The sequence below is a fragment of the Hasllibacter halocynthiae genome (genome assembly GCF_003003095.1).
GTDB lineage: Bacteria > Pseudomonadota > Alphaproteobacteria > Rhodobacterales > Rhodobacteraceae > Hasllibacter > Hasllibacter halocynthiae.
On record NZ_PVTT01000002.1, the window covers coordinates 1,094,440 to 1,113,391 of the forward strand.

19 protein-coding genes are annotated in these 18,952 nt (G+C 71.9%); 14 read left to right on the forward strand and 5 right to left on the reverse strand.

Annotated elements, in window-relative coordinates; translation table 11 throughout:
• Nucleotides 1-95: 95 nt before the first annotated feature.
• Together lysA and BCF33_RS12400 are read left to right on the forward strand one after the other, a co-directional pair.
• Nucleotides 96-1,376: a diaminopimelate decarboxylase gene (gene lysA, locus BCF33_RS12395; protein WP_106161211.1), complete on the forward strand. Its 1,281-nt coding sequence runs from the start codon at nucleotides 96-98 to the stop codon at nucleotides 1,374-1,376.
• 301 nt (nucleotides 1,377-1,677) lie between these two features.
• On the forward strand, nucleotides 1,678-4,275 hold the full coding sequence (locus tag BCF33_RS12400; protein WP_245883822.1) for a DUF4175 domain-containing protein: 2,598 nt from the start codon (nucleotides 1,678-1,680) through the stop codon (nucleotides 4,273-4,275).
• Between the two features lie 136 nt (nucleotides 4,276-4,411).
• Here BCF33_RS12400 and BCF33_RS12405 read toward each other — a convergent pair whose 3' ends face one another.
• A complete protein-coding gene (locus BCF33_RS12405) occupies nucleotides 4,412-5,236 on the reverse strand; it encodes a zinc-ribbon domain-containing protein (protein WP_106161212.1) in 825 nt (274 codons plus the stop codon).
• Between the two features lie 126 nt (nucleotides 5,237-5,362).
• Between BCF33_RS12405 and BCF33_RS12410 the strand changes: the two genes are divergently transcribed.
• The 5 genes from BCF33_RS12410 (at nucleotide 5,363) to BCF33_RS12430 (ending at nucleotide 9,189) form a co-directional block, all read left to right on the forward strand.
• Nucleotides 5,363-6,031 (forward strand): cell division ATP-binding protein FtsE, encoded by a 669-nt coding sequence (locus BCF33_RS12410; RefSeq protein WP_106161213.1) that lies wholly within the window; start codon nucleotides 5,363-5,365, stop codon nucleotides 6,029-6,031.
• 44 nt (nucleotides 6,032-6,075) lie between these two features.
• Complete coding sequence (locus BCF33_RS12415) at nucleotides 6,076-6,921, forward strand: cell division protein FtsX (RefSeq protein WP_106161653.1); 846 nt, start codon at nucleotides 6,076-6,078, stop codon at nucleotides 6,919-6,921.
• A complete protein-coding gene (locus tag BCF33_RS12420; RefSeq protein ID WP_106161214.1) occupies nucleotides 6,921-7,667 on the forward strand; it encodes a lysophospholipid acyltransferase family protein in 747 nt (248 codons plus the stop codon). Before BCF33_RS12415 ends, BCF33_RS12420 begins: the two co-directional genes overlap by 1 nt.
• A 119-nt stretch (nucleotides 7,668-7,786) precedes the next feature.
• Nucleotides 7,787-8,389, forward strand: coding sequence for a pyridoxamine 5'-phosphate oxidase family protein (locus BCF33_RS12425; protein ID WP_106161215.1), 603 nt, complete (start codon nucleotides 7,787-7,789; stop codon nucleotides 8,387-8,389).
• Complete coding sequence (locus BCF33_RS12430; RefSeq protein ID WP_146132817.1) at nucleotides 8,386-9,189, forward strand: AAC(3) family N-acetyltransferase; 804 nt, start codon at nucleotides 8,386-8,388, stop codon at nucleotides 9,187-9,189. Before BCF33_RS12425 ends, BCF33_RS12430 begins: the two co-directional genes overlap by 4 nt.
• Here BCF33_RS12430 and BCF33_RS12435 read toward each other — a convergent pair.
• A complete protein-coding gene (locus tag BCF33_RS12435) occupies nucleotides 9,186-10,148 on the reverse strand; it encodes an acetyl-CoA carboxylase carboxyltransferase subunit alpha (protein ID WP_106161217.1) in 963 nt (320 codons plus the stop codon). The two genes, BCF33_RS12430 and BCF33_RS12435, sit on opposite strands and share 4 nt — an antisense overlap.
• A 168-nt stretch (nucleotides 10,149-10,316) precedes the next feature.
• On the opposite strand from BCF33_RS12435, the gene dgcN reads away from it, so the two are divergent.
• The 3 genes from dgcN (at nucleotide 10,317) to BCF33_RS12450 (ending at nucleotide 13,627) form a co-directional block, all read left to right on the forward strand.
• Complete coding sequence (gene dgcN, locus BCF33_RS12440; protein WP_106161218.1) at nucleotides 10,317-11,312, forward strand: N-acetyltransferase DgcN; 996 nt, start codon at nucleotides 10,317-10,319, stop codon at nucleotides 11,310-11,312.
• 72 nt (nucleotides 11,313-11,384) lie between these two features.
• Complete coding sequence (gene dgcA / locus BCF33_RS12445) at nucleotides 11,385-12,335, forward strand: N-acetyl-D-Glu racemase DgcA (protein ID WP_106161219.1); 951 nt, start codon at nucleotides 11,385-11,387, stop codon at nucleotides 12,333-12,335.
• Between the two features lie 437 nt (nucleotides 12,336-12,772).
• On the forward strand, nucleotides 12,773-13,627 hold the full coding sequence (locus BCF33_RS12450) for a D-amino-acid transaminase (protein ID WP_106161220.1): 855 nt from the start codon (nucleotides 12,773-12,775) through the stop codon (nucleotides 13,625-13,627).
• Between the two features lie 249 nt (nucleotides 13,628-13,876).
• Here BCF33_RS12450 and BCF33_RS12455 read toward each other — a convergent pair whose 3' ends face one another.
• Nucleotides 13,877-14,176, reverse strand: coding sequence for a DUF1244 domain-containing protein (locus BCF33_RS12455; protein ID WP_106161221.1), 300 nt, complete (start codon nucleotides 14,174-14,176; stop codon nucleotides 13,877-13,879).
• A gap of 39 nt (nucleotides 14,177-14,215) precedes the next feature.
• Nucleotides 14,216-14,944 (reverse strand): N-formylglutamate amidohydrolase, encoded by a 729-nt coding sequence (locus BCF33_RS12460; protein WP_106161222.1) that lies wholly within the window; start codon nucleotides 14,942-14,944, stop codon nucleotides 14,216-14,218.
• Nucleotides 14,945-15,045: 101 nt separating this feature from the next.
• Here BCF33_RS12460 and pyk point away from each other — a divergent pair, with 101 nt between their 5' ends.
• The 4 genes from pyk to rplT all read left to right on the forward strand — a co-directional run bounded on the left by pyk (nucleotide 15,046) and on the right by rplT (nucleotide 17,584).
• The gene (pyk, locus tag BCF33_RS12465) at nucleotides 15,046-16,494 is read left to right on the forward strand and encodes a pyruvate kinase (protein WP_106161223.1); all 1,449 of its coding nucleotides are present in this window, start codon (nucleotides 15,046-15,048) and stop codon (nucleotides 16,492-16,494) included.
• A gap of 15 nt (nucleotides 16,495-16,509) precedes the next feature.
• Complete coding sequence (locus BCF33_RS12470) at nucleotides 16,510-16,746, forward strand: hypothetical protein (RefSeq protein WP_106161224.1); 237 nt, start codon at nucleotides 16,510-16,512, stop codon at nucleotides 16,744-16,746.
• 256 nt (nucleotides 16,747-17,002) lie between these two features.
• Nucleotides 17,003-17,203, forward strand: coding sequence for a 50S ribosomal protein L35 (gene rpmI, locus BCF33_RS12475; protein WP_106161655.1), 201 nt, complete (start codon nucleotides 17,003-17,005; stop codon nucleotides 17,201-17,203).
• Nucleotides 17,204-17,215: 12 nt separating this feature from the next.
• Entirely contained in the window at nucleotides 17,216-17,584 is a 369-nt protein-coding gene (gene rplT / locus BCF33_RS12480; protein ID WP_106161225.1) for a 50S ribosomal protein L20, read from the forward strand.
• 64 nt (nucleotides 17,585-17,648) lie between these two features.
• Here rplT and BCF33_RS12485 read toward each other — a convergent pair whose 3' ends face one another.
• Nucleotides 17,649-18,845 (reverse strand): AI-2E family transporter, encoded by a 1,197-nt coding sequence (locus BCF33_RS12485; RefSeq protein ID WP_106161226.1) that lies wholly within the window; start codon nucleotides 18,843-18,845, stop codon nucleotides 17,649-17,651.
• Nucleotides 18,846-18,952: the final 107 nt, after the last annotated feature.

The following is an 18,952-nucleotide window of genomic DNA, read 5'->3' on the forward strand; positions in this document are numbered from 1 at the left end:
TGCGGGAGACGGCCATCTCTGCCCTCCGTGCGGACGCCTCGGGCGACGCCACCCCTACCGGCACCTGCCGGCTCCACCCCTTCCGAGGCCCATCCATGGATCATTTCCTCTACCGCGGCGGCGCGCTCCATGCCGAGGACGTGCCCCTCTCGGAGATCGCCGAGGGCGCGGGCACGCCGACCTTCGTCTACTCGGCCGCGACCCTGCGCCGGCACTACCGCCTCTTCACGGAGGCGCTGGACTGGGCTGAGGCGTCTCTCGTCTGCTTCGCGGTGAAATCCTGCAGCAACCAGGCGGTGCTCTCGGTACTCGCCGCCGAGGGGGCCGGCATGGACGTGGTGTCGGGGGGCGAATACGCGCGCGCCCGCACCGCCGGCGTGCCGGGCGAACGGATCGTCTTCTCCGGCGTGGGCAAGACCCGCGACGAGATGCGTGCCGCGCTCGAAGGCGGGGTGCGCCAGTTCAACGTCGAGTCCGAGCCCGAGATGCGCGCCCTCTCGGAGGTCGCCTCCTCCTTGGGCGTCGAGGCCCCCGTGGCGCTGCGCGTGAACCCCGACGTCGATGCCCGCACGCACGAGAAGATCGCGACCGGGAAGGCCGAGAACAAGTTCGGCGTCCCCATCGCCCGCGCGCGCGAGGTCTATACCGAGATGGCCCGCCTGCCGGGCCTGCGCGTCAGGGGCGTCGACGTGCACATCGGCTCGCAGCTCACGGACCTCGAGCCCTTCGAGGAGGCGTACGGCAAGGTCGCGGACCTGACGCGGGCGCTGCGCGGGGACGGCCATTCCATAGACCGCCTCGACCTCGGCGGGGGTCTCGGCATCCCCTACGAGACCTCCAACGAGGCGCCGCCCCTGCCGTTGGAGTACGGCGCGCTGATCCGGCGCACGGTCGGCGATCTCGGCTGCGAGATCGAGATCGAGCCCGGGCGCCTCGTCTCGGGCAACGCGGGGCTGCTGCTGTCGCGGGTAATCTGGCTGAAGGAGGGGGAGGGGCGGGACTTCCTCATCCTCGACGCGGCGATGAACGACCTGATCCGCCCCGCCATGTACGGCGCCTGGCACGACATAGTACCCGTGCGGGAGGCCGAACCGGGCGCCGAGCGCCGTCCCTTCGACGTCGTAGGCCCCGTCTGCGAGAGCGGCGACACCTTCGCCCGCCAGCGCCCGCTGCCGCCCATGGGCGAAGGCGACCTCGTCGCCTTCCGCTCGGCCGGGGCCTACGGCGCGGTCATGTCCTCGGAGTACAACACGCGGCCCCTCGCCGCCGAGGTGCTGGTTGACGGGGATCGCTGGGCCGTGGTCCGCCCCCGGCCGACCGTGGAGGCGATGATCGCCCGCGAGCGCGTGCCCGACTGGCTGGACGCGCACGGCTGACGATGCCCCGGAAGGGCGCAGCCACGCCGCCGGCGGCAGGCCGGAAGTCCATCGAGGGTGGCCGGCGTCGAAGGCCGGGCATCGGCGGAGGCGGGGCGGCCCGCGCCGGCCTTCACCCCTTCCTGAGCAGCCGCCGAATGCCCCAACCCCGGCATGGGCGGGTCACGAAAGGACCTCGGCACGGGCGGGGGGAACCCGCTCACGGGCGCGTCAACGGGACCTTTGACGCCCATGCGGGAGGGGTTACGTTGCCCCCGTGGCAGCCGTGCGATCCCGTGCGGACCCTCAGCCGGACGCCCCCATGACCTTCGACGTGGCCAGCACCGACCGCGCCCTGAGGCGCAAGATCGCCCTGACCCGCCTCGGGATGACGGCCGAACGGGCGGTCCGGGCCTTCTGGCCGCTCTGGACGGTGACCGCGCTGACCCTCGCGGCGGCCTTGTTCAACCTCCACGCCACCGCGCCGATCGAGGCGTTCTGGATCGGCGCGCTGGCCTTCCTCGTCGCCTTCATCACCGCGCTGGTCCATGGCGCCCGCCGCTTTCGCAGCCCCACCTGGGCCGAGGCCGCCGCGCGCCTCGATGCGACCCTTCCGGGCCGCCCGCTCGGCACGCTCGCCGACGCGCCCTCCATGAGCCCCTCCGATCCGGCGACCTCCGCCATCTGGGCCGCGCACCAGCGGCGCATGGCCGCCCGCCTGAAGGGCGCGCGTGCGGTGCCGGGCGATCTGCGGGCCTCCGCCCGCGACCCCTTCGCCCTGCGCTACGTCGCGATGCTCGCCCTCGCGCTGGGATTGCTCTTCGGCCCGGCGCTGCGCCTCGGGGCCGCGCCCGACCTGCCGCCCCTTGCGCTCGGGCCGTCGGACGGCCCGCCCCCCGGCCCCGCTTGGGAGGGGTGGATCGCGCCTCCCGCCCATACCGGCCTGCCGGTGCTCTACCTCGCCGACCAGGATGCCCAGGTCCTTCGCGTGCCCGAAGGTTCGGAGATCACGCTGCGCCTCTACGGTGAGGGGCTGACTCTCGACGAGACGATCGATGCCGACGGGCCCGAAGGGGGCGAGGGGGCCTTCGCCCTCACCGCCGACGGGCCCGGCCTTCTGGCGATCCGCGGCCCCGGGGGGCGCGAATGGGGGGTCGAGCCGCTGCCCGACGCCCCGCCGGAGGTCGCCTCCGCCGGTCCGATGGAGCGCACCCCCGAGGGCGAGACACAGTTGCCCTTCGCCCTTCGGGACGACTACGCCGTCACCGCGGGGACGGCGCGCATCGCGCTCGACCTTCCCGCCGTCGACCGGATCTTCCACCTCGCCCCCGAGCCCGAGCCGCGCGAAGCCTTCGTCCTCGACCTGCCGCTGCCCATCTCCGGCGATCGCGGCGCCTTCGAGGAGATCCTCGTCGCCGATCTGGCTCGTCATCCGTTCGCGGGGCTTCCCGTCGTGGTCACCCTTCGGGCCGAGGACGGCGCCGGGCAGCTCTCCGCGCCCTTTTCGATCGAGGGCTCGCTGCCGCAGCGCCGCTTCTTCGACCCGCTCGCCCGCGCGGTGATCGAGCAGCGGCAGGCTCTCTTGTGGAACCGCGAGGTCAACGCCGCGGATGCGCGCCTCCTCCTGCGGGCCGTGTCCCATCGCCCGCAGGACGCCTTCTCCAACGAGGTGACCTATCTGCGCCTGCGGACGGTGATCCGCCGGCTCGAGGCGTTCCTGGCCGCCGGGCCGCTCACCGCCGAGCGGCGCGACGAGGTCACCGATGCCCTCTGGGATGTCGCCGTCGAGATCGAGGAGGGGCGCCTCTCGGACGCGCTCGCGCGGATGCAGGCGGCGCAGGAACGCCTCGCCGACGCGATCGAGAACGGCGCCACGGAGGAGGAGATCGCCGAGCTGATGCAGGAGCTGCGCGAGGCCACGCGGGAATACATGCGCCAACTCGCCCAGCAGGGCATGGATCCGGGCGAGCAGGACTTCGCGGAGCAGGGCGGCGAGGGTCAGCGCGTCACCGGAAGCGAAATCCAGGAGATGATGGACCGCATCCAGGAGCTGATGGAGGAGGGCCGCACCGAGGAGGCGATGCAGCTCCTCCAGGAGTTCCAGGAAATGATGGAGAACCTGCGCATCACCGAAGGCGAGGGCGGCGAGGGCGATCCCCTGATGGGCGACCTCGGCGACACCCTGCGCGAGCAGCAGGAGCTTTCGGACGAAGCCTTCCGCTCGCTCCAGGAGCGGCAGGAGGGCCAGGACCAGCAGGGTCAGCAGCCGAGCCCCGAAGGGCAGCCGGGCCAGCAGCGAGGCCAGCCGCAGGCGGGTCAGGGCCAGTCCGGCCAGCAGCAGCCGGGCAGCCGCGAAGGTGACGGGTCGGACACCGAGCGGCAGGGCGCGGAAGGCGGCGGCGAGCGCGAGGGGCAAGGCACCTCGTCCCGCGATCTTGCCGAACGGCAGGGGCGGCTGCGCCGCGATCTGGAGGACCGGCGCGGGCAGCTTCCGGGCGACGGATCGGAGGCGGACGAGCGGGCGAGCCGCGCCCTCGACCGGGCCGAGGGAGCCATGGACGAGGCCGAGCGCGCGCTGCGCCAGGGCGACGTGCCCCGCGCGCTGGACCGGCAGGCCGACGCGATCGAGGGGCTGCGCGAGTCCATGCGCGCCCTGCGCGAGCAGTTCGAGCGGGACGACGAGACGCGGCAGGCCGACCGCGGCGGCGATGGCGAGGATACGATCAGCGGTCAGGGCGCCGACCCGCTGGGGCGTATGGCAGGCACGGATGGGCGCCTCGGCGGCGACGGCGACGTGCCGGGCGCGGAGGCCGAAAGCCGCGCGAACGAGTTGCTGGAGGAGCTGCGCCGACGCGCTGCCGACCGGAACCGCCCGGCGGACGAGCGAGACTACTACGAGCGTCTGCTGAATCGATTTTGAGGCAAGGCAAGGCGCCTCCCGGCGACGGCCGGAGCGGACCGTGGCGCCCTTCGTCCCGCCGGACAAAGGGGGCAGCGGCCCGCTGTTGGCCCCTTGGAACGGCCGGAACTACGAGGGGCGGGAAACCATATGGACCCTAGTCGTCAGCTAGCCCGGACAGGCGAGCGGCGAGGTCGCGTGCGCCGGCGTCCAGCGTCGCCCGCCGTCCGTTCACCCAGCCGACATACCCGTCCATCGGCCCGGCGAGCGCTGGCACGGCCCGTCCGATGTCCGGGGCGAACCCGTAGAACAGCACGGCCAGCGCGAAGACGAGGACCGAGCCGATGAACCCCGCGCGGAACCCGCTCCGCTCGCGGTCCCGGGGTGCGGGGGCGCCGTCCTCCTCGCCCGGTTCGGCGGGCCGCAGGGACGAGTTGATCTCGTCCACGTCGGGCAATGCCTCGCGTCCGCGGCCCTTCGGCCCGGTGGCGATGCGATCCTCCGCCGGCACGGAAGGCGGCTCCACCAGGCCGACGGGCGCGGCCGGCGGCGCGCCAGGGGTCGGGTCCACCTGCGACCCGGCCGCGGATGCTGCGGCACGCCGTTCGGCCGCGCGGGCGCGACGCTCGCGCTCGGCCTCCTCGCGCAGAAGGTCGATGTCGGCCACGTCCGCCGGGGTGCGGAGGCGCGGGCCGTCATGCGCCGTCGGCGCGGCCTCGCTGGCTTTCCGTGGCCATTCGATGCCCTCGTCCCACCCCTCCGGCATCTCCCCGGCGGCGGCGTCCGTCCCCTCCCGCGCGGCGGAGACAGGTGGCGCCTCGACCTCCTCTTGGTCTCCTTTGGGCGCTGGATCGTCCGCGCGCGCGCCCTCCTGGAACCAGAGATGGTCGCAGTTCGTGCACTGCACGTCGCGCCCCTCCGGCGGCACGGCGCCCTCGGGCACGTCGTAGACCGCATCGCAACTCGGGCACCTCAGACGCATTCCATCTCCCGCCCCACCTTTTCCCCGAACTTGGCCCGTGTAACACCCGCGCCGGATCGGCAACAGTCCGCCGGGAAGGAGCGATCCCGTTTCGCGGGGACGCGGCAACAGCGGAGGCGCGGGATCATGATCGAGCTGCAGGACGTGAGCTATGCCTACGGGGGCGAGGCTGTTCTGCGCGGCATGGACCTGACGTTGGCGCCCGGCAGCTTCCACTTCCTGACCGGTCCCTCGGGTAGCGGCAAGACGACCTTCCTGCGCCTCCTCGCGCGCCAGCTCGTGCCGACGGGCGGCACGCTGCGGATCTTCGGCGACGACGCGGCGGCCATGGATCGCGACGCCGTGGCGGGCGTCCGGCGGCGCATCGGCGTGGTGCACCAGGACCTCGCCTTTCTCGACCACCTCTCCGTGGCCGAGAACGTCGCCCTGCCGCTGACGGTCGCGGGCCGCTCGGACCCCGAGGCCGTGCGCGAGCTTCTCGCCTGGACCGGCCTCGGATCGCGCGCACGGGCCTTGCCGCCCCAGCTCTCGGGGGGCGAGCGGCAGCGCATGGCCCTTGCCCGGGCCGTGGTCATGTCCCCCGACGTGGTCCTCGCCGACGAGCCGACGGGAAACGTCGACTGGGAGATGTCGATGCGCCTGATGACCCTCCTCGTGGAGCTGAACCGCATGGGCAAGACGGTGCTGATCGCGACCCACGACCTCGGGTTGATCCGCGCGATGAAGGGCCGCGCCTCGGCCCGAACACTGCGCATCAGGGACGGCGCCCCCGAACTGGCGGGGGCCGGCTTGTGAGGCGCGTCCTCACGCTGTTGCGGGGCGAGAGCGGCGCGGGGCGCATGGTTCCGCGCACCGGTGCGGCCGCCACGCTGACCCTGGGGGCGTCGGCCGCGATGGGGTTCCTCGCGATGTTCGCCCTGGCGCTGACCTTCGCGTCGGGACGGCTGGCCGACCGCTGGTCCGACGGCCTTGCCGGCACCGCCACCGTGCGGATCGAAGCCCCCCGGGCCCAGGTCGAGCCCCAGATGCGTGCCGCCCTGACGGTGCTGCGGCAGACCCCCGGCGTCGCGGAGGTTCGCGCGCTCTCGGCAGAGGAGCGGGCCGCGCTCGTCGCGCCTTGGTTCGGCGAGGACGTGCCGGTCGCCGACCTGCCGCTGCCAATTCTCATCGCCGTGACCGAGGCAGTGCCCGGCTATGATGCCGAAGGGCTGCGTCTGCGTCTCGCAGCAGAGGCGCCGGGCGCGGTGCTCGACGACCACGCCCGCTGGCGCGGACCCCTCGTGGCGGCCGCGAGACGGCTACGGCTCTTGGGTTGGCTCTCGATGGGGATCATCGCGCTTTCGTCGGCGGCGATCGTGACGCTCGCGGCGAACGCGGCGCTCGCGGCGAACGCGCGCGTGATCGAGGTGCTGCGCCTGAACGGCGCGCGCGACGACTACGTCGCCCGCGCTTTCGTGCGCCGATTCACTCTGCGTGCCTTCATCGGCGCGGCGGGGGGCACGGCGCTCGGTGCCATGGCCATCGCGCTCCTGCCGTCGGCGGACGCGGCAGGCGGTTTCCTGACGGGCCTGGGCTTTCGGGGGGCGGGCTGGCTCTGGCCGCTGCTGATCCCGCCCGTCGCGGGCGCGGTGGCCTTCGCCGCGACCCGCGCGGCGGCCATGCGCCAGCTTCGGGCCGTGAGTTGATGCAGCTCCTCCGCAGCCTTCTCTTCAACCTTTCGGTCTATGTCGTGATCGCGGCGGTCGGCCTCTGGTACGCACCGCAGGCCGTGTTCAGGCGTGACAAGGCCGTCGCGGCCTGCAAGGCCGTCTGCCGCTACGTCCGCTGGTCCGCCCCCTGGATGGTGGGCCTGCGGACGGAGGTGAGGGGCCCGGTCCCGCAAGGCGAGGTCCTGGTCGCGGCCAAGCACCAGAGCTTCCTCGACATCTTCCTGATCTATGGATCCCTCCCGAACGCCAAGTTTATCATGAAGGACGAGCTGCGCTACGCCCCCGTCGTCGGCTGGTTCGCGATGCGTGTGGGCTGCGTTCCGGTGAAGCGCGGGCGCCGGGCCGAGGCGATGCGCCGTATGGTGGCCGAGGTCGCCGCCGGGCGCGAGGTGCCGGGACAGCTGGTGATCTATCCGCAGGGCACGCGCGTCGCGCCGGGCGCGTCGCGTCCCTACAAGGCGGGCACCTACGTCCTCTACAAGGAGACTGGCCAACCCTGCGTGCCGGTGGGCTGCAACGTGGGCGTGTTCTGGCCCCGCCGCGGCGTCCTGCGCCGTCCCGGCACGGCGGTGGTAGAGTTCGGCGAGCCTATCCCCCCCGGCCTCGGCCAAGAGGCGTTCATGGAACGGCTGGAGCGCGAGGTCGAGGCGTCGAGCGACCGGCTGATGGCGGAGGCGGGCTTCCGTGCCCCCTCGGCCCCCGGCCCGCTGGCGGAGGGGTAGGGCCGCCCGCCGGCCCCTGCCCCCGCGTGGGCGCTGCCTTGCGCCCGGGGAGCGGGACGTGTGGGAGGATCGACCCGGGCCCGCGGCGGCGATGCCGGAGCGGCGAAGAGGAGGAGCGGATGGAGTTCATCGAGGACATCGCGGCGCTGGAGGCGCTCTACGGCGCACCGGGAGAGGCATCGACGATTAAGGTGATGGATCGGATCACGCCGCTCTACCGGCGCTGGATCGACGCCTCGCGGTTCTGCGTCCTCTCGACAGTGGGGCCCGAGGGCACGGACGGCAGCCCCCGAGGCGACGACGGCCCCGTGGTGCGGGTGCTGGACGGGCGGACGCTCGCGCTGCCGGATTGGCGGGGGAACCAGCGCATCGACAGCCTGCGCAACGTAGTGCGCGACGGACGGCTGAGCCTGGTGTTCATGGTCCCCGGCTCGAACAACGTGGTGCGGGTGAACGGCCGGGGCAGGATCACGGCGGACGCCGCGCTGCTGGAGGGGTTCGAGAGGGACGGCCGCCGCCCCCGCGTGGCGATCCTCGTCGCGGTGGGGGAGGTCTATTCCCAATGCGCCCGCGCCCTGATCCGCGCGCGCCTTTGGACGGCGGGGGACGAGAGTGCGGGGCTGCCGACCGTGGGCGACCTCCTGGCCGAAGCGAAGCGGGGCTTCGACGGCGCGGCCTACGACGCCGAGTGGCCGGGGCGGGCCGCGCGGACGATGTGGTGAAGCGTACGGTCTGGACGCGCGCCGCCTTGCTCGAGGGCCTTCGCTCCGTCGGCGTGGCCCAGGGCGGCGCCGTATTCGTCCATGCGTCGATGGGGGCCATGGGCCCGGTTCTGGGTGGCGCGCGCACCGTCGTCGCCGCCCTCGCCGATGCGGTGGGCGCGGAAGGAACCCTGGCGATGCCCGCGTTCTCCATCGATGCGTACCCGGCGAGCCGGCAGCTCGGCCGCGACCTCAACCCCTCGCTCGACGAGGCGGTGCCGGGCTTCGACGCCGCGCTTTCGCCGGCGGCGGGGGTGGGCGCCATAGCCGAGACCTTCCGGACATGGCCGGGCACCCGGCGCAGCGGTCACCCGGTCGTCTCGATATGTGCGCGAGGCCCGGCGGCCGCCGGGCTCGTGCGCCGGCACGCGCTGGCTTTCGCCTGCGGCGAGGGCACGCCCCTCCATTCGTTCGCCCTCGTTCCGGACTCGAAGGTGCTCCTGCTGGGCGTCGGCTGGAACCGGTGCTCGCTGCTCCACACGGCCGAGACCTTGGCGGCGCACCAGCGCGTCAAGCATCGCCGCTTCTTGTGGTCCGACCCCGAAACCGGCGAGCGGTTCTGGAGGGAGACCTCAGACGTCGCCGATGACGGCGATCGCCTCTTTCCGCTCGTCGGCGAGCGGTTCGAGGAGATGGAGGCGGTTGCCCGCGGCCACGTCGGGGCAGCGGAAGCCCGGGTCGCGGATGCGGCCAGCCTGCTTGGGTTCGCTTCCGGCTGGATCGACCGCCGGAACGCCGCCGACGGTGTCGTGCCCGGCTAGGCCGCCAAACCCTTCGTGCCCATGTCAAGGAACTTCCTACGGCGGGCGGCGACGAGGGCGTCGCCCTTCTGCCCGTCCAGCGCCTTCAGCTCCTCCTCGATGGCCTCGCCCACGGCGCGGATCGTCGCGGCGCGGTCGCGGTGGGCGCCGCCCAAGGGCTCCTCCACGATACGGTCGATCACGCCGAGCTGCGAGAGATCCTTCGCCGTCAGGCGCAGCGCCTCGGCAGCCTCGCGCATCTTCTCCGCGTCCTTCCAGAGGATCGAGGCGCAACCCTCCGGCGAGATCACCGAGTAGATCGAATGCTCCAGCATCAGGATGCGGTCTCCCGTCGCGAAGGCCACCGCCCCGCCCGACCCGCCCTCGCCCACGATGGCGGCGACGATGGGCACCCCGATCCGCAGGCACGTCTCGGTCGATCGCGCGATGGCTTCGGACTGGCCGCGCTCCTCCGCGCCCTTGCCGGGATAGGCACCGGGCGTATCGATCAGCGTCACCACGGGCACGCCGAAGCGGCCCGCCAGCTCCATCAGGCGGATCGCCTTCCGGTAGCCTTCGGGGCGGGCCATGCCGAAGTTCCGCTCGATCCGGGTGCGGGTGTCGTGCCCCTTCTCGTGGCCGATCACCATGACCGCCCGTCCGTCGAGCCGCGCGAGCCCTCCGATCACCGCATGGTCGTCCGCGAAGTTCCGGTCCCCCGCCAGCGGCGTCCACTCTGTGAAGAGCTCGCGCACGTAGTCCACGCAATGCGGCCGTTCGGGATGGCGGGCCACCTGCGCCTTCTGCCAGGGGGTGAGCTTGGCGTAGAGTTCGCGCAGCTTGTCCTTGGCCTTGCGGTCCAGGGCGTCGGCCTCGCCCACGACGTCCTTCGTCTCCTCCTGGGCGGCGAGGGCGCGCAGCTCGGCGGCCTTGCCCTCCAGCTCGGCGAGGGGCTTCTCGAAATCGAGGTAGTGGGTCATGCGGGGGCCTCCGGCGCGATCGGGCCGGATATGCCCCTCCGGCCGCGTCTCCGCAACGGCCCCCGGGACGCCCAGCCCGCAGCGGGGCCCCGTTCGGACCCACCGAGATTTTCCTTGGCGGCCGCCGTCCGCCCGTGCAGGGATCGCGCGTCGGTCATCGGAGGCGCCATGATTCCTACGCCCTACCTTCTGTTCCTAGGGGACGCGCCCGACATCCTGGCTGCGAAGGTCGCCGTCGGCATCCGCGACTGGCGGCCCGGGCATGCGGTCGGCCAGTTCCGCCTTCCGGGCTGCGGAGCCGACCTGGGCCTTCCGGAGATGACGCTGGAGGAGGCGCGCGCCGCCGGGGCGCGGACGGTCGTGGTCGGGGTCGCCAATCGGGGCGGGGTCGTCGCCGAGAGCTGGAAGGCCGTGCTGAAGGACGCGCTGGGGATGGGCCTCGACGTGGCGTCGGGCCTGCACGAGCTCCTGCGGGACGAGCCCGACCTCGTTGCCGCCGCGAAGGCGGGGGGTGCGACGCTGCACGACGTCCGGGTGCCTTCGGTGAAGTATCCCATCGCGGAGGGGCGCGAGCGGGCGGGCAGGCGGTGCCTCGCGGTGGGGACCGACTGCTCGGTCGGCAAGATGTACACCGCCATGGCCATGGAGCGTGAGATGCGCAGTCGTGGCATGCAGGCCACCTTCCGCGCGACGGGGCAGACGGGGATCCTGGTGACCGGCTCGGGCGTGCCGCTCGACGCGGTGGTGGCGGATTTCATGGCCGGGGCGGTGGAGTGGCTGACGCCCGCGAACGATCCCGGCCACTGGGACCTGATCGAGGGGCAGGGCAGCCTGTTCCACGTCTCCTATTCCGGGGTTACCATGGCATTGATCCATGGTGGCCGCCCCGATGCGCTCATCTTGGCCCACGAGCCGACGCGAAGCCACATGAGGGGCCTGCCGCATTACGGGCTGCCCACGCTGGAGCGGCTGCGCGACACGGCCTTGCCGCTGGCCCGCTGGGCGAACCCCGGCTGCGAGGTGGTGGCGGTCTCGGTGAACACGCAGCATCTAGGCGAGGACGAGGCCGTGCGCTGCTGCGAGGAGATCGAGGGCCGGATGGGCTTGCCCACGGTCGACCCCTACCGCCACGGCGCGGGGCGGTTGGTGGACGCCCTGCCCTGAGAGGGCGGCGAGGCGAGACGCTCCGCTCTCGCGCCCTGAGAACATTTCGACCGACGAGGAGGAGGTTCGGGGGTGGAGATCGACGTCAGGCGCGAGCGGTTCCGGCTGCAGCGACCCTTCACGATCTCGCGCGGGACGCGGACCCATGCAGAGGTCCTGACGGTCACGCTGCGCGAGGGCGGTCATTCCGGGCGAGGGGAATGCGTGCCCTACGCCCGCTACGGCGAGACGCCGGACTCGGTCGATGCCCAGATACGCGACTGGTCCGGCGGGCCGCTGGAGGGGATGCCTGCGGGCGCGGCGCGCAACGCGCTGGACTGCGCGCTTTGGGACCTGCGGGCCAAGCGCGAGGGGCGGCCCGTTTGGGCCCTGGCGGGCTTGCCGCGCCCGGGGCCGGAGGTGACGGCCTACACGCTGTCGCTGGGTAGCCCGGAGGAGATGCGCCGGCAGGCGAGCGAGAACGCCTGGCGACCGCTCCTGAAGGTGAAGCTGGGGACCGAGGACGACGTGCCGCGGATCGAGGCGGTGCGCGCCGGGGCGCCGGACGCGCGGCTGGTCGCGGACGCGAACGAAGGGTGGACGGCCGACCTTTATGCGGAGATCGCGCCCGTGCTGGTGCGCCTTGGATTGGAGATGGTTGAGCAGCCCCTGCCCGTGGGGGAAGACGATGCGCTGGGGGGAATGGCGCGACCCCTGCCGGTCTGCGCCGACGAATCCTGCCATGTGACGGCGGATCTGGCGCGGCTGGCGGGCCTCTACGACGTCGTGAACGTGAAGCTCGACAAGACCGGGGGCTTTTCGGAGGCCCTGCGGCTGCGTGAGGCGGCGCGGGCGCGGGGATTCGAGGTCATGGTGGGGTGCATGGTCGGCACCTCGCTGGCGATGGCACCGGCGGTCCTGGCGGCGCAGGGGGCTGCGGTCACGGATCTGGATGGGCCGCTCCTGCTGGCGGAGGATCGGGAGACGCCGCTTCGCTTCGATCGGGAGGGGGTTCACCCCCCCGATCCGGCGCTGTGGGGATGACGGGCGGGGTCTCGTGACGAGACCCGCCTTCGTCGCACGCTTGCGGTCCGATGCCAGGTGAGGATGGATTGACGGCAGCCTTGGCGGCCGAAGGGATCCAGCGGCCCTACCTCCGCCACCACGGCCGCCTCCCTGCCGCCGGGGGCGTGCCTGGGGCCATCGTAGTCCGCACTTCGGAAGGTTGTGCACTCTCCGGCCCTTCTCGTCGGGGCGGGACCCTTCGCCGGCGGGGCCGCCCGGCCGGCGATCACGAGATCGCGGGCGGCGGTCGTAGGCGTGGCAGCCTTTCCGAGCGGAGGGGGAGAGGGCGGCCGTGATCGGGCACGGCGCATGGGCAGCTTCGAGGCGGGATGGACGCGGGACGAGGCGGCGTTCCGGGCGCTTGACGCGCCCCCGGCGCGGCGCGACGACGGCGCGGAGCGCAAGGAGGCCCCACCATGTCCCGCACCGTCTACGTCAACGGCGAGTACCTGCCCGAGGAAGAGGCCCGCGTGAGCGTGTTCGACCGCGGCTTCCTCTTCGCGGACGGCGTCTACGAGGTGACGAGCGTGCTGGACGGCCGGTTGATCGACTTTCCGGGCCACGCCGAGCGGCTCTCCCGCTCGCTGCGCGAGCTGGAGATGGAAAGCCCCGTCACCGACGAGCAGCTTCTGGACATCCACCGCGAGCTGGTGCGCGTGAACGGGATCGAAGAAGGGATGGTCTATCTGCAGGTCACGCGCGGGGTGGCGGACCGGGACTTTGCCTGGGGCGCCGAGGGTGAGCCGACGATCGTCCTCTTCACGCAGTCGAAGCCGGGGCTGGCGGACAATCCGAAGGCGCGCGAGGGGATGAAGGTCATCTCTATCGCCGACCGGCGCTGGGGGCGGCGTGATATCAAGACCGTGCAGCTGCTCTATCCCAGCATGGCCAAGATGGCGGCGAGGAAGGCCGGCGCTGACGACGCCTGGATGGTCGAGGACGGGTTCGTGACCGAAGGGACCAGCAACAATGCCTACATCGTCACGGGGGGTCGGATTGTCACCCGCCATCTCGGCGAGGAGATCCTGCACGGCATCACCCGCGCGGCCGTCCTGCGCGTGGCGCGCGACCTGCAGATGGAGGTCGAGGAGCGGCCGTTCACCCTGGAGGAGGCGCGGGCCGCGGACGAGGCTTTCGTGACCTCGGCCTCTACCTTCGTGATGCCGGTGGTCGAGATCGACGGCGCGTCGGTGGGCGAGGGGCGTCCCGGCCCGGTCGCGGCGCGGCTACGCGAGGTCTATCTCGACGAGATGCGCGCGGCGGCGATCTGAGCGGTCGAACGGCCGGACGTCCCGCACGGAAGCGGAACGCTCAGCCCTTGCCTCTGGCGCGGCGGGTGCGGTCGGCGGCGAGGTCGTAGACAACGCCGCCGATGATGACCCAAGCCACGATGAGCGCGATCAGCCCCATGAGCGGACGATCCCCCGAATGCTGCTTTTCTGTAAGCAGGGTTCCGCCTGAAATCGGGCGCCGAAGGGGCAGCCCTGCGGTGGCGGCGAGGATTCATGGCGGCGGCGACGTCACTCGTGGCGGTTCACGTTCTGGCCGAAGTCGTGGATCTGCCCGGGCGTCGCCTCGCGCTGGTAGCGGTCGCGCCAGTCCGCGTAGGGCATGCCGTAGAAAGCCTCGCGCGCCTCTTCCTTGGACATCTCGTGTCCCCGTTCGGCCGCGGCCTCGCCGTACCAGCGCGAGAGGCAGTTCCGGCAGAACCCGGCGAGGTTCATCATGTCGATGTTCTGCACGTCCGTACGCTCCGCGAGGTGGTCGCGCAGGCGCCGGAAGGCGGCGGCCTCGGCTTCGGTCCTCGTCCGTTCGTCCATGGCGGGTCCTCCTGTTGCGACCTTGATTTAGGGGCTGGGTCAGCTTGATGGTAGCGCTTCGGCGCGCGCCGCCTCGAGGACGGGGGCGAGCCGGGCGGCCCAGGCGCGCTCGCCCTCGGGCGTCGCGACGAGGTCGTTGCGAAGCTCGACCAAAGCGTTGGGCCGGCCCTGCGAGAGGGCGTGGCGATCGACGGAATCGCCGGGAAGCGCGCCGGTGTAAGGCTCGTTGTCGCCGACGGTCAGCCCTTCGGCCCGCAAGAGCCGAAGAAGCGGGTCCGCGAGGCGGCGGTCCCGGGCGGAGAGGATGCCGACCTCCCACGGGCGGGGCGGGCGGCCCCGGAGGCGCGGCGTGAAGGTGTGGATCGCAAGGAGGATCGCGCCGGGACGCGCCATGAGCCGGGCGACCGCGTCGTGGTAGGGCCGGTGGAAGAGGCGGAGGCGTCGCTCGCGCTCCGCGGTGCCGGCGCGGCGGTTCCCGGGAATCGGGGTGCCGTCGTAGAGCTTCATCAGAAGGGTCGGATCGTCCTCGCCCCGGTTGGGGTCGATCACGAGGCGCGAGTAGGTCGAGGCGACCACCGGCGCGCCGAGCGTCTCGCCCAGGGCGAGCGCGGTGCCGAGCGCGCCGGGATCCCAGGCGATATGGCGGCGCATGTCACGGTCGGGCAAGCCGAGCGGCCCCACCCCGGGGGGGACGCGGTTCATGGCATGGTCCACGGTGACGACCCAAGGGCCGGGACGATCGGCGCCCGTGATCCGGAAGGCGTCCATGTTAGCGGTAAATCCCCTTGGTGATCTCGGCGTTGCGCGGGCGGTATCCAGCCGCTAAGCGCCCTGCAACCCGACATACGTTCGCCCGAGGAATCCCCCCGATGCGCCGTCAACGCAACGTCAAGATCGTGGCCACGCTCGGCCCCGCCTCCTCCGACTACGAGACCATCCGCGCCCTCTTCGAAGCCGGCGCGGACGTGTTCCGGCTGAACATGTCCCATGGCGACCACGAGGAGATCGGCGCCCGCCACGCCATCATCCGGCAGGTCGAGGAGGATACCGGCCGGCCGATCGCGATCCTCGCCGATCTGCAGGGGCCGAAGCTGCGGGTGGGCACCTTCGCGGACGAGGCCGGCGCCGTGTTGGAGGAGGGGGCCTCCTTCCGCCTCGACCTCGACGAGGCGCCGGGCGACGCGCGCCGCGTGATGCTTCCCCACCGCGAGATATTCGACGCGCTCGAGCCCGGGGCGCGGCTTCTGGTGAACGACGGCAAGATCCGTCTGAAGGTGACGGAGTGCGGCAAGGACTTCGCCGAGACGCGCGTCGAGGTCGGGGGCGTGATCTCGAACCGCAAGGGCGTGAACGTGCCGGACGTCCTGCTGCCGCTGGCCGCGCTGTCGGAGAAGGACCGCCGCGACCTCGAGTTCGTGTGCGAGCTCGGGGTGGATTGGCTGGCGCTGAGCTTCGTCCAGCGGCCCGCCGACGTGGAGGAGGCGCGCGCCCTGTCCCGCGGCCGCGCGGCGATCCTGTCGAAGATCGAGAAGCCCGCCGCGGTGAAGACCTTCGACGACATCCTTGCCGCTTCCGACGGGATCATGATCGCGCGCGGCGACCTGGGGGTGGAATTGCCCGTGCAGAACGTGCCCCCGATTCAGAAGCGCCTCGGGCGGCTCTGCCGCACGGTGGGAAAGCCGGTGATCGTGGCGACCCAGATGCTCGAGTCGATGATCGAGAGCCCCGTTCCCACCCGGGCCGAGGTCTCGGACGTGGCGACGGCGATCTACGAGGGCGCGGACGCGATCATGCTGTCGGCGGAGTCGGCCGCCGGCGGCTACCCGGTCGAGGCCGTCACCACGATGGACAACACCGCGCGCGAGGTCGAGGGCGACCCCCTTTACCGCGAGATCATCGACGCCCAGCGCAGCGCCCAGAAGTCCAGCGTCGCCGACGCCATCGTCTCGGCCGCGCGCGAGATCGCCGAGACGGCCGACGTGCAGGCGATCTGCTGCTTCACCCAGTCCGGCGAGACGGCGCTGCTGACCGCGCGCGAGCGGCCGCGCGTGCCGATCCTCGCGCTGACCCCGCTGCCGGGAACGGCCCGCCGCCTGTGCCTGAGCTGGGGGACGACCTGCGTGCTGACGGACGACGTGGAGCGCTTCAAGGAGGCCGTGATCGCAGCCGTCCGCGCGGTGCTGCGCCTGGGCTTCGCGACGGAGGCCGACCGCATCGTCGTGACCGCGGGCGTGCCCTTCGGTGTGGCAGGAACGACCAACATCCTTCGCGTCGCGCCCTGCGAGGAACGTTTGATCTATCGCCAGGGGCCCGAGTGACGCTAGGGCAGGGGGATGACGCAGAGCCTCTTGTTCGATCTCTACCTCGTGACGGGCATGGTCGTCCTGCTCCTGTCGGTTCCGGGCATGGTCTCGGCTTGGGCAGGCGGGCGGGTCCCGGTGTTGCCGTCCGTCATGGTGATGGTCGGCGGCGGCCTGGTCATCTGGGCACTCGCGCAGAGCGCGACCGGCTACGCCCCCGAGGACATCCCCCGCGCCTTCGCCAACGTCGTCGCCTACTTCCTGCGATAAGCGGCCCTGGAAAGAAGGCAGTGCAGGCGTTCCTCGCGCGGGGGGGCTTCCCGATCCGGCTTCCCGGCCCCGTCGCTCGGTTCCGCCGCCGAGGATGGCGCGGGCCTCGCCGGTCTCCGTGCTCGTGCTCGTGCTCGTGCTGCGCGGGCCGCTGGACAAGCCCGCCCGGCCGGGATAGCCGGCGCGTCTCGAATAACCGCGCCGGCGGCCCGAGTGGCATCGCCGACCGGCGCGACGAACCCCGATGGAGGACAAGATGCCGAAGATGAAGACCAAGTCGAGCGCGAAGAAGCGCTTCAAGGTGACGGCCACGGGCAAGGTCATGTCCGGCCCGGCGGGCAAGCGGCACGGCATGATCAAGCGGTCGAACAAGTTCATCCGCAACAGCCGCGGCTTGTCCGTGATGAGCGAGCCCGATCAGAAGATCGCGCTCAAGTTCATGCCCTACGACCGCTGAGGAGGATCGGACATGTCTCGTACCAAGGGCGGAACCGTCACCCATCGTCGCCACAAGAAGGTCCTCGACCAGGCCAAGGGCTATTACGGTCGGCGCTCGACCACGTTCAAGGTCGCCCGCCAGGCGGTCGACAAGGCCAACCAGTACGCGACGCGCGATCGCAAGAACCGCAAGCGGCAGTTCCGCGCGCTGTGGATCCAGCGGATCAACGCGGCCGTGCGCGCGCATGACGAGGGGTTGACCTACTCGCGCTTCATCGGCGGCCTCGCCGCCGCGGGGATCGAGGTGGACCGCAAGGTCCTGGCCGATCTGGCCGTGCACGACCCGGCGGCCTTCGGCGCCATCGTCGATCAGGCCAAGGCCGCGCTTCAGCCGGCCTGACACCGCGACCAAAGCTTGGCGACAGGAAGGGCCGCCCGCGGGGGCGGCCCTTTTCCGTTCCGCGCTAGGCGGCGACGCGCCCCTGGGGGGCGGGAGGCTCCTCCTCGTCGTCGTCCTTCTCACGCTCGGCCCCGCGCGCTGATAGGAAGTCGCCGAGCGGCTCGAGCGCGTCGACATGCTCGCACAGGACCCGCACCGCCACGAGGAGCGGCACTGCCAGCAACATGCCGACGATGGACCAGAGCCAAGCCCAGAAGGCGACGGCGATGAAGACGACCACCGTGTTCAGCTTGAGGTTCCGACCGACCGCGTAGGGCGTGACGAACTGCCCCTCGATCGAGGTGAGCGCGTAGTAGACCAACGCCGGCGCGACGCCGCCCCACAGGCCGTCGAAGGTCAGCAACCCCACGACGAGCGCCACGGCCGCGCCAACGACCGCCCCGACATAGGGGACGTAGTTCATCAGCGCGGCCAGCACCCCGAAGAGAAGGGGATCGGGCATCCCCAGCGCCCAGAATGCCAAGCCAACGGCCGTGCCGAGGCCGAAGTTAATGACCGTGATCGTCAGGAGGTAACGCGACAGCTTGCGCTCGATCTCGCGTGCGATGCGGATGGCCTTGCGCTTGTCGGCGAAGCGCGGCGTCACGTGGACCATCTTTTCGTAGAACATGTCGCCCGATGCGAGGATGAAGAAGAGCAGCACGAGCGTCAGGATGAACTGGATGAGGATCGCCGAGCCGCTGCTGGCTATGGTGGTCAGCCAGCTTTCCTCTTGGACGACGACCTCGACCGGCGCTTCGGCATCGTCTTCCCCAGGGGCGGCGGCTTCGGTTACCTTCTCGACCACCTCCCCGAGGGAGGTTCCCTCCTCGTCGGCGCCGAAGGACGCCCGGATGTCGCGGACCCGCTCCTCCAGCTTGGCGCCGATCTGCGGCGCATCGGCCGTCCATTGCCGGACCGGCGTCGCCAGCGCCGTGACCGCCACGATCAGCAGCGCGAGAAGGGTCGTTACGATCAGTGCGGCGGCAAGCCCGGGGGCTATGCGCACGCGCTCGAGCGCCCTTCGGAGCGGCGAGAAGACGAGCGCGAGCACGAAGGCGAGGATGACCGGCGTGAGGAAGGTCTGCGCATAGGCGAGGCCGGCCACGGCGAGCATCGCGAAGATGCCGATGACCGCCCATCGCGGGAACGGCCGCTGGGGCGGGGGGTCGGTCTGAGGGCTGCCGGGAACGGGCGTCACGGGGCCGGCGGTATGAGCCATGCTCGGGGTTCCGGTGGTGCGGCCGGACGAGGCGCCGGCGGTTCTGGAACGCGCGACGGTGCGACAAGGTTGCGCCGCCGTTGCGCGCGGGCCCGCCCGGCGCTAGG

Coding starts and splice junctions, on each gene's coding strand:
- BCF33_RS12485 (WP_106161226.1), bottom strand. CDS start 18,845: ATGGCTCATACCGCCGGCCCCGTGACGCCCGTTCCCGGCAGCCCTCAG.
- BCF33_RS12425 (WP_106161215.1), top strand. CDS start 7,787: ATGGAGTTCATCGAGGACATCGCGGCGCTGGAGGCGCTCTACGGCGCA.
- BCF33_RS12470 (WP_106161224.1), top strand. CDS start 16,510: ATGACGCAGAGCCTCTTGTTCGATCTCTACCTCGTGACGGGCATGGTC.
- BCF33_RS12450 (WP_106161220.1), top strand. CDS start 12,773: ATGTCCCGCACCGTCTACGTCAACGGCGAGTACCTGCCCGAGGAAGAG.
- BCF33_RS12460 (WP_106161222.1), bottom strand. CDS start 14,944: ATGGACGCCTTCCGGATCACGGGCGCCGATCGTCCCGGCCCTTGGGTC.
- BCF33_RS12415 (WP_106161653.1), top strand. CDS start 6,076: ATGGTTCCGCGCACCGGTGCGGCCGCCACGCTGACCCTGGGGGCGTCG.
- dgcN (WP_106161218.1), top strand. CDS start 10,317: ATGATTCCTACGCCCTACCTTCTGTTCCTAGGGGACGCGCCCGACATC.
- BCF33_RS12455 (WP_106161221.1), bottom strand. CDS start 14,176: ATGGACGAACGGACGAGGACCGAAGCCGAGGCCGCCGCCTTCCGGCGC.
- lysA (WP_106161211.1), top strand. CDS start 96: ATGGATCATTTCCTCTACCGCGGCGGCGCGCTCCATGCCGAGGACGTG.
- rplT (WP_106161225.1), top strand. CDS start 17,216: ATGTCTCGTACCAAGGGCGGAACCGTCACCCATCGTCGCCACAAGAAG.
- BCF33_RS12435 (WP_106161217.1), bottom strand. CDS start 10,148: ATGACCCACTACCTCGATTTCGAGAAGCCCCTCGCCGAGCTGGAGGGC.
- BCF33_RS12420 (WP_106161214.1), top strand. CDS start 6,921: ATGCAGCTCCTCCGCAGCCTTCTCTTCAACCTTTCGGTCTATGTCGTG.
- BCF33_RS12405 (WP_106161212.1), bottom strand. CDS start 5,236: ATGCGTCTGAGGTGCCCGAGTTGCGATGCGGTCTACGACGTGCCCGAG.
- BCF33_RS12400 (WP_245883822.1), top strand. CDS start 1,678: ATGACCTTCGACGTGGCCAGCACCGACCGCGCCCTGAGGCGCAAGATC.
- BCF33_RS12410 (WP_106161213.1), top strand. CDS start 5,363: ATGATCGAGCTGCAGGACGTGAGCTATGCCTACGGGGGCGAGGCTGTT.
- rpmI (WP_106161655.1), top strand. CDS start 17,003: ATGCCGAAGATGAAGACCAAGTCGAGCGCGAAGAAGCGCTTCAAGGTG.
- pyk (WP_106161223.1), top strand. CDS start 15,046: ATGCGCCGTCAACGCAACGTCAAGATCGTGGCCACGCTCGGCCCCGCC.